Annotated in this window: 14 protein-coding genes; 13 read left to right on the top strand and 1 reads right to left on the bottom strand. The window is 67.1% G+C overall.

Translation table 11 applies throughout. The features are described 5' to 3' along the window. The first annotated feature begins 38 nt into the window (after window positions 1-38). The 13 genes from ACF8NF_RS03365 (at window position 39) to ACF8NF_RS03305 (ending at window position 13,269) form a co-directional block, all read left to right on the top strand. Window positions 39-2,390, top strand: coding sequence for a hypothetical protein (locus ACF8NF_RS03365; RefSeq protein WP_392450047.1), 2,352 nt, complete (start codon window positions 39-41; stop codon window positions 2,388-2,390). A gap of 219 nt (window positions 2,391-2,609) precedes the next feature. Beyond that, window positions 2,610-2,927, top strand: a complete 318-nt coding sequence (locus ACF8NF_RS03360) for an FmdB family zinc ribbon protein (protein ID WP_016445677.1) — start codon at window positions 2,610-2,612, stop codon at window positions 2,925-2,927. A gap of 16 nt (window positions 2,928-2,943) precedes the next feature. Beyond that, complete coding sequence (locus ACF8NF_RS03355; protein WP_016445678.1) at window positions 2,944-3,567, top strand: DUF502 domain-containing protein; 624 nt, start codon at window positions 2,944-2,946, stop codon at window positions 3,565-3,567. A 41-nt stretch (window positions 3,568-3,608) separates the two neighbouring features. Next, entirely contained in the window at window positions 3,609-5,411 is a 1,803-nt protein-coding gene (gene aspS, locus ACF8NF_RS03350) for an aspartate--tRNA ligase (protein ID WP_392450046.1), read from the top strand. A gap of 79 nt (window positions 5,412-5,490) precedes the next feature. Then, window positions 5,491-6,312, top strand: coding sequence for a CsgG/HfaB family protein (locus ACF8NF_RS03345; protein ID WP_392450044.1), 822 nt, complete (start codon window positions 5,491-5,493; stop codon window positions 6,310-6,312). An 8-nt stretch (window positions 6,313-6,320) separates the two neighbouring features. Beyond that, entirely contained in the window at window positions 6,321-6,797 is a 477-nt protein-coding gene (gene nudB / locus ACF8NF_RS03340; RefSeq protein ID WP_250438420.1) for a dihydroneopterin triphosphate diphosphatase, read from the top strand. Window positions 6,798-6,824: 27 nt separating this feature from the next. Next, complete coding sequence (locus ACF8NF_RS03335; protein ID WP_016445682.1) at window positions 6,825-7,595, top strand: endonuclease/exonuclease/phosphatase family protein; 771 nt, start codon at window positions 6,825-6,827, stop codon at window positions 7,593-7,595. A 129-nt stretch (window positions 7,596-7,724) separates the two neighbouring features. Beyond that, window positions 7,725-8,447 (top strand): GTP cyclohydrolase I, encoded by a 723-nt coding sequence (folE, locus tag ACF8NF_RS03330; RefSeq protein ID WP_016445683.1) that lies wholly within the window; start codon window positions 7,725-7,727, stop codon window positions 8,445-8,447. A 105-nt stretch (window positions 8,448-8,552) separates the two neighbouring features. Next, window positions 8,553-9,434 carry an EamA family transporter gene (locus ACF8NF_RS03325; RefSeq protein WP_016451038.1) on the top strand — a complete coding sequence of 294 codons (882 nt, stop codon included), beginning with the start codon at window positions 8,553-8,555 and terminating at the stop codon, window positions 9,432-9,434. Between the two features lie 14 nt (window positions 9,435-9,448). Next, window positions 9,449-10,303, top strand: coding sequence for a DUF429 domain-containing protein (locus ACF8NF_RS03320; protein WP_203400989.1), 855 nt, complete (start codon window positions 9,449-9,451; stop codon window positions 10,301-10,303). 42 nt (window positions 10,304-10,345) lie between these two features. Next, window positions 10,346-10,990: a LysE family translocator gene (locus ACF8NF_RS03315; RefSeq protein WP_016445686.1), complete on the top strand. Its 645-nt coding sequence runs from the start codon at window positions 10,346-10,348 to the stop codon at window positions 10,988-10,990. Between the two features lie 97 nt (window positions 10,991-11,087). Beyond that, window positions 11,088-12,113, top strand: a complete 1,026-nt coding sequence (locus ACF8NF_RS03310; RefSeq protein WP_223275108.1) for an AraC family transcriptional regulator — start codon at window positions 11,088-11,090, stop codon at window positions 12,111-12,113. A 142-nt stretch (window positions 12,114-12,255) separates the two neighbouring features. Continuing rightward, entirely contained in the window at window positions 12,256-13,269 is a 1,014-nt protein-coding gene (locus ACF8NF_RS03305) for a tripartite tricarboxylate transporter substrate binding protein (protein ID WP_034364067.1), read from the top strand. Here ACF8NF_RS03305 and ACF8NF_RS03300 read toward each other — a convergent pair. After that, complete coding sequence (locus ACF8NF_RS03300; protein ID WP_016445689.1) at window positions 13,256-14,707, bottom strand: amidase; 1,452 nt, start codon at window positions 14,705-14,707, stop codon at window positions 13,256-13,258. The genes ACF8NF_RS03305 and ACF8NF_RS03300 overlap by 14 nt on opposite strands. Between the last annotated feature and the right edge of the window lie 49 nt (window positions 14,708-14,756).

The raw sequence follows: 14,756 nt of genomic DNA, 5'->3' as shown, positions 1-14,756 counted from the left end.
GGACCTCCGAAATCAAACGCTTGGGAGGAAGCACTGTCATGAGAACACTGGAACTGATTGCGAAGACTTGCCGGCTGAGGCTGCGGACTGCTGCCGGCGTCCGATTGCGATGGGGAGGGCTTGGAGGCGCCTTGCTTGTGCCAGCCCTGTGCGGCCAGGTGGCAATGGCTGCACCGAGGATCCCGGTCGCGCCGGTCATTGTCTGGAGCGAGGATTTCGAAAACTCGCAGACACCCCCCATCGACACGGAGGGGCGGGATCTGCTGGCCTACCAGGGCGCGGCCCCTGCGGGGCAGATGTATACCGCCGACTCGCTGTACCAGATGAGTGCCAACCAGTGCAATGGCATAGTCACGTCCTTCAACCAGGATCCAACTTCGGCGACGATGAGTGCGGCCTGCGGTTCACAAGGCAATTGGAACAGCCTGCAGCAGATGGCGGAGGTCGCAGGGCGCTATCAGGGCCAGAGTGCGGCGGATGCGGTCAAAAATCACGTCATGGCGATGCTTACAGCGAATGGGACCTATCCTGCTGGCGCAATTGCCTTTCGCACCAAGGCCAATATTCCGCAAAGTTCCGACAGCAGGTTCCTCACGGCCCGTGCCGATGTGGTGGCGAACTTCTGCTCGTCAGGATTCGTCGCTCCGTTGCTGCGTTTTTCTCTTGTCAATGACGCTAATGCGGAACTGCCCATCTCCATGAACGCTGTCGACCCATGCGTGGATGGTGTGTCGTTCAATACGATACCTATCGGTATTGGGATCATCCAAACGGCCAAGGCCCAGACAGTTACCTCTCCCGGAGCCCTGCTCTTCAGCGGGAACTCTGTCGGGTTTGTTCTCCGCAATGAACAGACCAGCTCCATGGGCAACGATTCGTCGATCGACAACGCGCAGATCATCGACGTGACGCCGCAGCTGGACAAGGACTTCTCGCCTGCCAACATCCAACTCGGGCAGGTCTCCCGGTTGACCATGACCATCACCAATACGACCGATCTGCTGCGCAAGCAAGGCTGGTCGTTTACCGACAACCTGCCTGCAGGACTGGTTGTCGAGGGCAATGCCAGCACCACCTGCCCCGGCACGAACGTGCAGGCAGCAGCAGGTGGTAGTACCGTGACTGTGTCCAACGGAGACCTGCCCCAGGGCGCCGCCTTTTGCGAGGTGAGCCTCGACGTGCGTCCGACCGCGACAGGCAGCTTCACCAACGGTCCTTCCAACCTCTCCCTGATCGGCCTGAACCAGCCGGCCACACTGGTTGTGCTGGCGGTTGAGCCAACGGCAGACATGCAGGCCACCTCCATCACGCTTCCCACGGCCATGACGGTGGGCGCACCAGTATCCGGCAGCTTCAGCTGCACCAATGCCGGTCCCAGTGATGCCACGGCGGCCTCGTGCGTGATCTCCGGCCTGCCCGCCGGGGCGACCACGTCCTGCACACCCAGCGTTCCCACAGGATCGCCGCTGGCTTCGGGCTCCGTCATTGACTGCACGGTGGCCTTCACACCCACAGCGGGCGGAATATTCACGGCCCTGGTCACTGCCGGCAGCGGCACGCCGGATCCGATGCCTGCCAACAATACGACCTCGCGCTCCTACAGCGTCGGGGAGCGGGCCGACATGCAGGCCACCTCCATCACGCTTCCCACGACCATGACGGTGGGCGCACCAGTATCCGGCAGCTTCAGCTGCACCAATGCCGGCCCCAGTGAGGCCACGGCGGCCTCGTGCGTGATCTCCGGCCTGCCCGCCGGGGCGACCACGTCCTGCACACCCAGCGTTCCCACGGCCTCGCCATTGGCATCGGGCGGCAGCATTGCCTGCACGGTGCAGTTCACGCCCACCACAACGGGCACCATCGCGGCCTTGGTGACGGCGAGCAGCAGCACCGTGGATCCGGTGCCGGCCAACAACACCAAGGCACACCCCTTCAATCCCGTGGAGCGGGCCGACATGCAGGCCACCAGCGTCACGCTGCCGGCCACCGCCAACGTGGGTGTTCCCGTGAAGGGCTCTTTCGTCTGCACGAATGCCGGCCCCAATGCGGCGGCCTTTGCCAATTGTTCCATCGCAGGGCTGCCGGCAGATGCCAGCACCTCATGCATGCCTGCGGTGCCGACAGGCACGCCGCTGGCCTCTGGCGCAAGCATTGCCTGCACGGTGAGCTTCACGCCCACCACGCAGGGCAGCCTCACAGCCACCGTGACGGCGGTCAGTGGAACCACGGACCCGGAGCCGGCCAACAATTCGCGTGACCAGGAGTTGGTGGTTGCTGCCGCGTTGGCGCCGGAGCCGGTCCCCGCCACCGGGGTGCCTGCCCTGGTGCTGATGGGCCTGGCCGTCATGCTGGCGGGCCTGGGAACGCAGCGAGGCCGGGTACGGCGCTGAGCACGGATGCGGCAAGCCCCCGGCAGCGGGGGCGGTCGGGCCTGATGGAATGCCAGTCTCCGCGACTGGCATTTCTCATTGGAGGCCACCAGTTGCCGGCCCTGTACGCGCGCCTTGTGGCCTACCCCGCCTGGGCCATTGGGCTTGAGACAGCCGCAGTATCGGACGGATGCCTATAATCGAAAGTTTTGCATCTTCCCTCGTATTAGCATTAGCGCCATGCCTATTTATGCATACAAGTGTGGCTCCTGCGGTCATGCCAAGGACGTGCTGCGGAAAATCTCGGATGCCCCGCTGACGACCTGTCCGGCCTGCGGGGCCGAGACCTTCTCCAAGCAGCTGACAGCTGCCGGCTTCCAGCTCAAGGGCTCGGGCTGGTATGCGACCGACTTCAAGAACAGCGGTGGCAAGAGCGCCGCCGCACCGGCTCCCGCAGCCGATGCTCCTGCCTCGGATACTTCTGCCGCACCAGCGGCAACTGCGTCCGCGCCCGCTGCGGCCCCTGCATCTGCCTCCGCGCCCGCAACGGCCCATTGATCAAGGCTTGCATTTCATGTCCGCTCTGCGCAAATGGCTGTTCGCCGGCCTGCTGGTGATCGTTCCGCTGGTGATCACGCTGGGCGTGCTCAACTGGATCATCGGCACGCTCGACCAGACGCTGACCATCCTGCCCGAGGCCTGGCATCCGGATCGGTTGCTGGGCTTCCATATCCCCGGCTTCGGTGTCGTGCTGACGCTGCTGATCCTGCTCGTGGTCGGTGCGGCGGCCAGCAACTTCATCGGCCGCAAGCTCGTGTCCTGGGGCGATGCGGTGGTCAGCCGCATTCCTGTGGTGCGCTCCATCTATTCCAGCGTCAAGCAGGTGTCCGATACCGTGTTCTCGGACAGCGGCAATGCGTTTCGCACCGCCGTGCTGGTGCAGTGGCCTCGTGAAGGCGTCTGGACCGTGGCCTTCGTCACTGGCTCGCCCAGCGGGGAGGTTGCCGCCTACCTGCGCGACGAATACCTGAGCGTCTTCGTGCCGACCACGCCCAACCCGACGGGCGGCTATTTCGTCATCGTTCGCAAGAGCGATTGCATCGAACTGGAAATGAGCGTGGATGCCGCGCTCAAGTACATTGTTTCCATGGGCGTGGTGACTCCACCGGATCTCGCAGTGCCCGCGGAACCCAAATAACAAACTGTCGCGCCCTTGCCGGGCGCAGGAAGCTTTTCATCATGGCCATGCGCTCCCACTACTGCGGTCTCGTGACCGAAGCCCTGATGGGCGAAACCGTTACCCTGTGCGGCTGGGTGAACCGTCGCCGCGACCATGGCGGTGTGATCTTCATCGACCTGCGCGACCGCGAAGGCTATGTGCAGGTGGTCTGCGATCCTGATCGCGCCGAGATGTTCAAGACCGCCGAAGGCCTGCGCAACGAGTTCTGCGTGCAGGTCAAGGGCCTGGTGCGCGCACGTCCCGAAGGCACGACCAACGACAAGCTCAAGAGCGGCCAGATCGAAGTGCTGTGCCATGAGCTGAACGTGCTCAACGCCTCGGTCACCCCGCCGTTCCAGCTGGACGACGAGAACCTGTCCGAGACCGTGCGCCTGACCAACCGCGTGCTGGACCTGCGCCGCCCCTACATGCAGCGCAACATGATGCTGCGCTACCGCACGGCCATCCAGGTGCGCAACTTCCTGGACAAGGAAGGCTTCATCGATATCGAAACGCCCATGCTGGGCAAGAGCACGCCCGAAGGCGCGCGCGACTACCTGGTGCCCAGCCGCGTGCACGACGGCGAGTTCTTCGCTCTTCCGCAGTCGCCCCAGCTGTACAAGCAGATGCTGATGGTGGCCGGCTACGACCGCTACTACCAGATCACCAAGTGCTTCCGCGACGAAGACCTGCGCGCCGACCGCCAGCCCGAGTTCACGCAGATCGACTGCGAGACCTCGTTCCTGGGCGAAGAGGAAATCCGCGCCATCTTCCAGCGCATGATCACCGAGGTCTTCAAGACCCAGCTGAACGTGGATCTGGGCGACTTCCCGATGATGACGTACCAGGAAGCGGCCTTCCGCTTCGGCTCGGACAAGCCCGACCTGCGCGTCAAGCTCGAGTTCACCGAACTGACCGAGGTCATGAAGGACGTGGACTTCAAGGTGTTCTCCACGCCCGCCACGACCAAGGGCGGCCGCGTGGTGGCACTGCGCGTGCCCGGCGGCTCGCAGATCTCGCGCGGCGAGATCGACCAGTACACCGAATTCGTCAAGATCTACGGCGCCAAGGGCCTGGCCTGGATCAAGGTCAACGAAGTGGCCAAGGGCCGCGATGGCCTGCAGTCGCCCATCGTCAAGAACCTGCATGACGCGGCCCTTGCCGAAATCCTCAAGCGCACGGGTGCACAGGACGGCGACCTCATCTTCTTCGGCGCCGACAAGGAAAAGATCGTCAACGACTCCATCGGCGCGCTGCGCCTGAAGGTGGGCCACAGCGATTTCGGCAAGGCCAACGGCCTGTTCGAGGACCGCTGGGCGCCGCTGTGGGTGGTGGACTTCCCCATGTTCGAGCACGACGAGGAAAACGACCGCTGGGCGGCCGTGCACCACCCGTTCACCTCGCCCAAGGACGGCCACGAGGAACTCATGGTCACCGATCCGGGCAACTGCCTGGCCAAGGCCTACGACATGGTCCTGAACGGCTGGGAGCTGGGCGGCGGCTCGGTGCGTATCCACCGCGCCGACGTGCAGAGCAAGGTGTTTGACGCGCTCAAGATCTCGCCCGAAGACGCACGCGCCAAGTTCGGCTACCTGCTGGACGCGCTGCAGTACGGCGCCCCCCCGCACGGCGGCCTGGCCTTCGGCCTGGACCGCCTGATCACGCTGATGACGGGCGCCGACTCCATCCGCGACGTGATTGCCTTCCCCAAGACCCAGCGCGCCCAGGACCTGCTGACGCAGGCACCTTCGCCCGTGGACGAAAAGCAGCTGCGCGAGCTGCACATCCGCCTGCGCAATCCGCTGGCGGCCACGCAGGGCTGAGGAGCAGGCTTCACGGCTTGACAGGAACGGCAGGAGCTGGCGCAGCTTCTGCCGTTTTTCTTTTTTGCGGAGAGCTTTCATGCGTTTTCAAGGCATTGCATCGGTGGCGCTGGCGTTGGCGGTGTCGGCAGGGCTGGGCCTGTCCGGTTGCGGCGAGAAGAAGACCGAGCTGGGGCAGGGCGGTTCGGAGATCACGGGCTCTGCCGGGCCGCTGGGGGCGAACAACGGGTCGCGCGAACTCGTGCGCTGCGATGCGCCCGTGGCCACGCTGGCCCTGGCCGAGAATCCCAACGGCTACGTCATGGGCTCGGGCTATCAGCTGCCGGCCTCGCCCGTTCCGCTGGTCAAGCTGCTGGCCCAGCAAAGCGGGTGCTTTCGCGTGGTGGACCGGGGAGCGGGCCTGCGCGGCACGGTGCAGGAGCAGGACCTGAAGAATTCCGGCGTGCTGCGCGAGAACTCCACGGTGCGCAAGGGCCGGGGCTACGAGGCCCAGTACACGCTGACGCCCAGCCTGACCTTCAGCGAGCAGGACGCGGGCCGCGGGCTGGCCGGCGTGGTCGCCATGATCCCGGTGCTGCGAGACATTGCAGGGCTGGCCGGCCTGGTCGAGCAGGTCAAGTTCAAGGAGGCGCAGACCGCGCTGCTGCTGTCGGACAACGAAACCACCGAGCAGGTGGCCGCTGCCACGGGTGCAGCCCGCACCACCGATCTGGGCGTGGGCGGCATGGTGCTGGGCCGCCTGGGCGCTGCGGGCGCGGGCTGGAGCAATACCAACGAGGGCAAGGTCATCGCCGCTGCCTTTCTGGATGCGCACAACCAGCTGGTCTTCCAGGTGCGCGCGCTGCAGGCCAAGGAGCTGCCACCGCCGGTGGCCACCAAGGCCGGGCAGGGCACGAGCTGAGGCCAGCCATGGCCGGCCACAAGATCCCCGAGTCGGTGCTGGTCGTCATCTACCGTGATGACGGGCAGGTGCTGCTGATGCGTCGCACGGCACCGGCGCCTGAGGGCGGGGAGTTCTGGCAGTCGGTGACGGGCAGCAAGGACCATGAGGGCGAGTCCTGGCGCGAGACCGCGGTGCGCGAGGTGCGGGAAGAAACCGGCATCGATGCCGAGGCGCCCGGCTGCCTGCTGCAGGACTGGGCGCTGGAGAACATCTACACCATCTACCCTGCCTGGCAGCACCGCTATGCGCCCGGTGTATGGCACAACCGCGAGAGGGTTTTCGGGCTGCGGATTCCGTCCTACACCCCTGTGTTCTTGAATCCGAGGGAACATACCGCATCTGCTTGGCATCATTGGCGTGAGGCTGCCCAGCGCTGCTATTCACCGTCCAATGCGGAGGCCATCTTGCTGCTTCCACGTTTTTCCCCAACGAAGCCGGACTGAACCCCTCACCTGCGTTCCCGAACCGCCATGACTGAAAACGCGAATTCCCATCAGGTGGACCCCGGCCCGTCGATACTGCGCGTCGCGACCTACAACATCCACAAGGGCGTGCAGGGCATGGGTCCCGCGCGCCGCCTTGAAATCCACAACCTGGGCCACGCCGTGGAGCAGCTCGATGCCGACATCGTCTGCCTGCAGGAAGTGCGCAAGATGAACCACAAGGAGGCCGCGTACTTCGAGCGCTGGCCCCAGGTCTCGCAGGCGGAGTATCTGGCTCCCCTGGGCTATGAGGCCGTCTACCGCACCAACGCCTACACCCGCCACGGCGAGCACGGCAACGCGCTGCTGACGCGCTGGCCCGTGGTGGGCCACCAGCACGAGGACATCTCCGACCACCGCTTCGAGCAGCGTGGCCTGCTGCATGTGGAGGTGGAAGTGCAGAACCGGCGCGTGCACACCATCGTGGTGCACCTGGGGCTGATCCCCGGCAGCCGCGTGCGCCAGGTCTCCCAGCTCAAGCGCTTCATCGAGCGAGAGGTGCCGCCGGGCGCGCCCGTGGTGGTGGCTGGCGACTTCAACGACTGGGGTGGCCAGATCAAGCGCATGCTGGGCGGTTTCGGCCTGTACGAATACGACGAATTGCCCAGCGTGCCCACCTATCCCTCGCGCCTGCCGCTGGCCCAGCTGGACCACGTCTATGTGCGCGGCCTCACGCCGCTGGGCCTGCATGTGCCCAAGGGGCGCATCTGGTGGCGCATGTCGGACCATCTGCCGCTGATTGCGGAATTCCGCCTCTAGCCCTGGCCGCTCTGACACACGCCACTCTTTTGCTATTGTATTGATAGCTTTCGGGGCGGGCAGAACCTGCGTTTGGGTGGAAAATCCCTTGCGTGCCATGCTGCGGGTTTCGCTGTTACCATGCCAGCCATGTTCAGAGAACTCGTCGACATGAAACAAGACAGCCAGGCCGAGGGCACCCCCGTCTCGGTCAAGATCCGCGAACGACTGAAGCAGGCGCAAAAGCGCTTTCATGCGAACGACAACATCTCCGAATTCATCGAGCCCGGTGAACTCGAGCAGCTGCTCGACGAAGTCCAGGAAAAGATGCAGGGCGTGCTCGACAGCATGGTCATCGACACCACGCACGACCACAACACGCGCGCCACGGCGCGCCGCGTGGCCAAGATGTATGTCAACGAGGTGTTCCGGGGCCGCTATGTGGCGCAGCCCGCCATCACCGAATTCCCCAACGCCGAGCACCTCAACGAGCTGATGATCGTCGGCCCGATCACGGTGCGCAGCGCCTGCAGCCACCATCTGTGCCCGGTGATCGGCAAGATCTGGATCGGCGTGCTGCCCAACAAGAACACCAATGTCATCGGCCTGTCGAAGTACGCGCGGCTGGTGGACTGGATCATGGGCCGTCCCCAGATCCAGGAAGAGGCCATCATCCAGCTGGCCGACCTGATCCTCGACAAGACCCGCCCCGACGGCCTGGCCGTGGTCATGGAGGCTTCGCACTTTTGCATGTCCTGGCGCGGTGTGCGCGAGATGGACAGCAAGATGCTGAACTCCGTCATGCGCGGCGCCTTCCTCACCAACCCGGAACTGCGCCGCGAGTTCCTCTCGCTGGTGTCCAGCCGCAAGTAAATCCCCGGGGTGGCGTCCCCGGACGCCTCACACAACACCCCAGGCTGCGCAGTGCGCGGCCTTTTTTCTTTCCCGCGCCACGCCCCGCTTTCCCCGGACCTGCCCATGTCGCTGCAAGCCTTTGCCCTGATCATCATTGCCGGCCTCATCCATGCCGGCTGGAACATCGTGGCCAAGAAGGCGGGCGGTGATTCGCGCTTTGCCTTCTTCACCTCGGTCATCATGATGGTGATCTGGGCGCCGCTAGGCTGGTGGGTGGGGCGCGATGTGGTGCCCACATGGGGCCGCAACGAATGGCTGGTGGTGCTGGCCAGCGGCCTGCTGCACGTGGCCTACTACGTGACCTTGCTGCGTGGCTACCGCAGCGCGGACCTCACCGTGGTCTATCCGCTGGCGCGCGGCTCGGGGCCGCTGCTGTCGTCCATGGTGGCCATCCTCTTTCTGGGTGAGCGGATTTCCTCGTTGGGCGTGCTGGGCATTGCCGGCGTGGTGGTCGGCGTCTTCCTGATCGCGGGAGGCCCCGGCCTGCTGCGCGCGCGCCATGATCCCGAAGCCCGCGAACGGCTCAGGATGGGCCTGTGGTACGGCCTGCTGACGGGCGCCTTCATCGCCAGCTACACCGTGGTGGACGGCTATGGCGTGAAGCTGCTGCTGATGTCGCCCATCCTCATCGACTACATGGGCAACTTCGTGCGCGTGTTCCTGCTGGCGCCCGTGGTGCTGCGCGACCTGCCCACGGCCCGGCATCTGTGGCGCGCGCAGTGGCGCTTCGCGGCCCTGGTGGCGCTGATCAGCCCCATCGCCTACGTGCTGGTGCTCTACGCCATGCAGGATGCGCCCATGTCGCACGTGGCGCCTGCGCGCGAAGTCTCCATGCTGTTCGCGGCGCTGATCGGCGGGCACATGCTGCGCGAAGGCGATCGCCTGGCACGCATTGCGGGCGCCGTGTGCATTGCCGTCGGTGTGACGGCGCTGGGCCTGGGCTGAGCACCATGGCGGCAATGCGGGTACTGGGCTGCGATTTCAGCAGCCGACCTACGGCGCGCAAGCCCATCACCATGGCCCTGGGCCGCCTGCTGGCTGGGGACACGGTGGTCCTGCAGGATTTGCTGGAGTTCGCCTCGCTGGACGCATGGGCCGCCTGGCTGGCCCGGCCTGCCGATTCGGCGCAGTCGGCCTGGGTGGGCGGTTTCGACCTGCCTTTTGCCCTGCCGCGCGAACTGGTGGAGCAGCTGGGCTGGCCCACGGAATGGGCGGCCTGCATGGACCACTACGCCGGCCTCACGCGCCAGGCCATACGCGAGCAGTTCAAGGCCTTTTGCGCGGCGCGGCCCGCAGGCGGAAAGTTCGCGCACCGGGCCACGGAAGGGCCTGCCGGTGCCAGCCCTTCCATGAAATGGGTGAACCCGCCCGTGGCCTACATGCTGCATGCCGGGCTGCCCTTGCTGCGCGCGGCCGGCGTGCACCTGCCAGGCCTGCAGCCTCCCGGCAAAGGCGATGCGCGCCGCGTGGCGCTGGAAGCCTACCCGGGCATGCTGGCGCGCGCCGTGATCGGCCGCCTCAGCTACAAAAGCGACGAACCCGCACGGCAAACGCCCGAACGCCATCAGGCGCGCGTGCAATTGCTGGCGGCGCTGGAGCGCGGCGACAACCCGCTGGCGTTGCGCCTGCGTATCGACGCCGAAGAAACCCGCAACCAGTTGCTGGCGGACGGCAGCGGAGACCGGCTGGACGCCGCAATCTGCATGCTGCAGGCCGCCTGGGCCGCGGCCCGCCATGCGCAGGGCGATGCGCTCTACGGGTTGCCGCACGACCTGGACCCGCTGGAAGGCTGGATCGTCACGGCCCAGGCCTGATCTGCGCCGCACTGAAATACTCGAATCGGGAAGAGACAAGCGATGCCCACCTTTGAAACCTTGCTGGCCTTTTTCGGCGTGGCCGTGCTGCTGGGCCTGAGCCCGGGGCCTGACAACCTGTTCGTGCTCATGCAATCGGCCCAGCGCGGCTGGCGCGTGGGCCTGTGCGTGGTACTGGGCCTGTGCCTGGGGCTGGTGGTGCATACGGCGGCGGTTGCGCTGGGTTTGGCGGCACTGGTGGCTGCGTCGCCCCTGCTGTTCACCGCCATCAAGCTGTGCGGCGCCGCCTACCTGGCCTGGCTGGCCTGGGGTGCGCTGCGCGCCGTGGCCCGGCCGGGCGAGATGCCGCAGGCCGGCGCAGCCGACCCGCTGACCCCCGCACGGGCGCTGCGCTGGGTGGGGCGTGGCGTGGTGATGAACCTCACCAACCCCAAGGTGCTGATCTTCTTCCTGGCCTTTCTGCCGCAGTTCGCGGACCCCGCGCGCGGCGGCGTGGCCACGCAGGTGATGGTGCTGGGCTGCGTGTTCATGCTGGCGGCGCTGCTGGTGTTCGGTGCCATCGCATGCTGCTCGGGCTGGTTCGGCGTGCTGCTGCAGCGATCCGTGCGTGCGCAGAACTGGCTCAACCGCGTGGCCGGGCTGGTGTTCCTGGGCATGGCGGTGCGGCTGGCGCTGGTGCAGCGCTAGGGCCTGTTCACACTAATGCGGGGCCGTGGCACAGTCCCTCCATGCTTTTTCGCTCACGCCCCTTGGCGCCATGAGCAGCGGCGTCCTCATCCAACCCATGCCACAGACCACGGCCCACACCATTGCCATTGCCCAGGTCCTGCAGATCGTGCAGGGCGTGCAGCGCAATGGCATGGATGTGCCAGCCATCCTGCGCCGCGCCGGCATTGCGCCTGCCCTGCTGGATGCGCCGCTGTCGCGCGTGACCCAGGCGCAGTACGCGGCGCTGATCCGCGTGCTGCGCCGCGTCTGCCGCGACGAGCTGTGGGGCCTGTGCCGCCATCCGCTGCCCGTGGGCAGTTTTGCCCAGGCCTGCCGCACCATGCTGCCCTGCCGCACGCTGGGCGAGGCATTGCAGGCCGGGCTGCGTTTCTACCGCCTGGTGCTGCGCGACTTCGCGCCCCGGCTGCAGGTCGTGGACGGCGTGGCCCGCATCGCCATGGTGTCGCTGCGCGAGCGCGATGCGCCGCTGGCCTATGCCGAGCGGTCCTTCTGCTTTCTGGGCTATGGCGTCATGTCGTGGCTGGTGTCGCGCAGGATAGAGCTGACGGGCGTGTGCGCGCCTGCCGGCGCCAGCATGCCGTATGGCACGGAGGCGCAGCGCCTGTTCCTGGCGCCGCTGCAGCGCGACCGCGACTTCACGGGGCTGGAGTTCGATGCGCGCTGGCTGGAGCTGCCCGTGGTGCAGACCCCTGAGAGCCTGGCCGAATTCCTGGACCAGGCGGCCATGGGCCTGGTCATCCGCTACCGCGACCGCACGCGCCTGGGCGAGCGCATCCGCCGCCTGCTGCGCCGCGATCTGGCGGGCGAGCTGCCTTCGCTGGAGCAGGTCGGCGCCGCGCTGTCCATGACGCCGCAGACGCTGCGCCGCCGCCTGCGCGACGAAGGCCTGGGCTTCCAATCTCTCAAGGACGACCTGCGCCGCGACGCGGCCATCGAGCTGCTGAACCGGCCGGAGCTGACGCTGGCCGATATCGCCGCGCGCGTGGGGTTTGCCGAGGCCAGCACCTTCCACCGCGCCTTCAAGGGCTGGACCGGCCTGCCGCCGGGCGCCTACCGGCAGGCCCAGCATCGCGGCCGCTGATCTTTTTTGCCAATCATTTTGAGACGATCGGCGATTGGTGGCTGAAGGCCTGGTGGCCACACTGTCCATGGACCCTGCCACTGCGGCAGGGCACACCGCCCCGCCAACGAGGGCGGAGCACCGAAGGACAAGGAGACAAGCCATGGAATCGAGCCGACGCGGCTGCCTGCGGGCGGCGCTGGCATGCGCTGCCAGCGCCTCACTGGGTGCCGCCCTGGGAACGGCATCGCCGATCGCCTTTGCACAGCCGGCAGGCGGTGCCTACCCGTCCAAGCCGCTGCGCATGGTGATTCCCTACCCGGCAGGCGGCGGCACCGACATCATCGGGCGCATCATTGCCCAGCAACTGAGCCAGGCCTGGGGCCAGCCCGTGGTGGTGGAGAACCGGCCGGGCTCCAGCGGCATCATCGGCGGCGACGTGGTGGCCAAGTCGCCGCCAGACGGCTACACGCTGCTGCTGGGGATCACGGCCATGATCCAGTCGCCTGCGCTGTACGCCAGGATGCCCTATGACGTGCTCAAGGACTTTGCCCCCGTATCGCAGGTGGCCCTGTCCTCGGACCTGTTCGTGGTGCCGCGCGACGTGCCGGCCACGACGCTGCAGGAGTTCATCGCCCTGGTCAAGGCCCATCCGGGCAAGTACAGCAACGGCAACTACGGCAACGGCACCTCCTCGCACATGCATGGTGAGCTGCTGCGCGCCCGGGCCGGGCTGGACCTGGCGCTGATTCCCTACAAGGGCGCGGCGCCGCTGGTCAACGACGTGCTGGGCGGGCAGCTGTCGTCGGGCTTCATCGATGTGTCCTCGGCCAATGCGCACCTGAAGTCGGACAAGATCCGCATCCTGGCCATCACCGGTATGCAGCGCCACCCGGCGCTGCCCGAGGTGCCCACGTTTGCCGAGCTGGGCCTGGCCGGCTTCGAGGCCAATGGCTGGTTCGCCACCTTCGTGGCGGCGGGAACGCCCCGGCCCATCGTGGACCGGCTCTCGGCGGAGGTGCGGCGCATCGTGGCCACGCCCGAACTCAGCGGCCGCCTGGCCTCCATGGGCCTGCGCCCGGTGGGCAGCACGCCCGAGGAATTGGCCTCCGTCATGGCGCGCGACATGCCGCGCTGGGCGCGCATCGTGAAGGAGGCGGGAATCAGGCTGGAGTAGCCGATGCAGTCTGCGCCCGGTCCTGGCCCGACTGAACGGGCTGTGGCCAGGCAGGCTGGGGTGGGCGCAACTGCTCCAGCACCCGGCTGAGCCGGAGCACGCCCAGGTCGTCGAACCGGCGGCCTGCGATCTGCACGCCTATGGGCAGCTGCCCGTCATGCCCGCAGGGCACGGATGCGGCGGGCTGTTCGGACATGTTGTAGGGCACGGTAAAGGCAATGTGCTCCAGCGGCCGCAGCGGGTCGTTGGTGGGGCTGGGCAGGTGGGCCGGGAAAGCCGTGATCGGCGCCACGGGCGACAGCACATAGTCGTAGGCCGCCGTGGCCCGCACCGTGGCCGTGCGCAGAAGGTGCGACTGCTGGCTGGCCACGAACAGCTGCGTGGCTGTCAGTGGCGCGGCACTGTCGGCCCATTCGCGGATGAAGGGCAGGATCACGCGGCGCTGCGCATCCGTCAGCGACTGGATTTCCACATGCGATCGCATGCGCCAGAAATGGTCGAGGCCGTCGAGCATGTCGCGGGTGAGCCAGGGCTCGATGCGCTCGATGTGCGCGCCGGCCGATTCCAGCCAAGCCGCAGCCTGCTCCACCACGGCGCGCACGCGGGGCTGCAGGGGCAGGCCGCAGCCGGCATCCAGCAGCAGGCCTATGCGCAGGCCGCGCACCTGGGCAGGGTCCATGTCGAAGCTGTGCCATGCAATCTCCTGGTGCGGCAGGCCCATGCTGTCGCGTGCATCGGGCAGGGACAGCACCTGCATCATCAGCGCGGCGTCGGCCACGCTGCGGGTCATGGGACCTGCGCAGCGGCCGGTGTATGGCGGGTCGATGGGCACGCGGCCCAGGCTGGGCTTGAGGCCGAAGATGCCGCACCAGCCCGCCGGCAGGCGGATGGAGCCGCCGATGTCCGTGCCCACGTGCAGCGGCCCGTAGCCGGCCGCCGCAGCGGCGCCCGCACCGGCGCTGGAGCCGCCCGGCGTCTTGTCCGGATCCCAGGGATTGAAGGTGTTGCCGTGCAGCGAGGACAGGCCGGACGACAGCATGCCGTAGTCAGGCATGGTGGTCTTGGCGAAAAGGATGGCGCCTGCCTCGCGCAGGCGCGCTGCGGGTGGGGCATCCAGCGGGGCCGCGACCTGCGGCATGGCGGCCGTGCCCACGGGCGTGGGATCGCCGCGCGTGGCGATGTTGTCCTTGACCGTGGCGGGAACGCCGTCGAGCAGGCCGGCCGGCTCGCCGCGCAGCCAGCGGGCCTCGCTCTCGCGGGCCCGGGCCAGGGCGGCCTCGGGGCGCAGCAGGTAGGTGGCGTGCAGGGCCGGCTCCCAGCGCTGCACATGGGCCAGCAGGTCGTGCATGACCTCGACGGGCGAGAGGCTGCGGTCCCGGTAGGCGCGCAGCAGCGCATGGGCGGGCAGGTCGTGCAGGGCCTGTGTCGTTCCAGTCATCGCGGCTTCCTCGAAGATGGCGGTTCTTGCGGCAGATCTGGCGCAGTGT

The organism is Delftia sp. WSY_22, from assembly GCF_043104185.1.
Classification (GTDB): Bacteria; Pseudomonadota; Gammaproteobacteria; order Burkholderiales; family Burkholderiaceae_C; genus Comamonas; species Comamonas tsuruhatensis.
The sequence above is the reverse complement of the archived record's forward strand: the minus strand, read 5'-3'. Positions and strand labels throughout refer to the sequence as shown.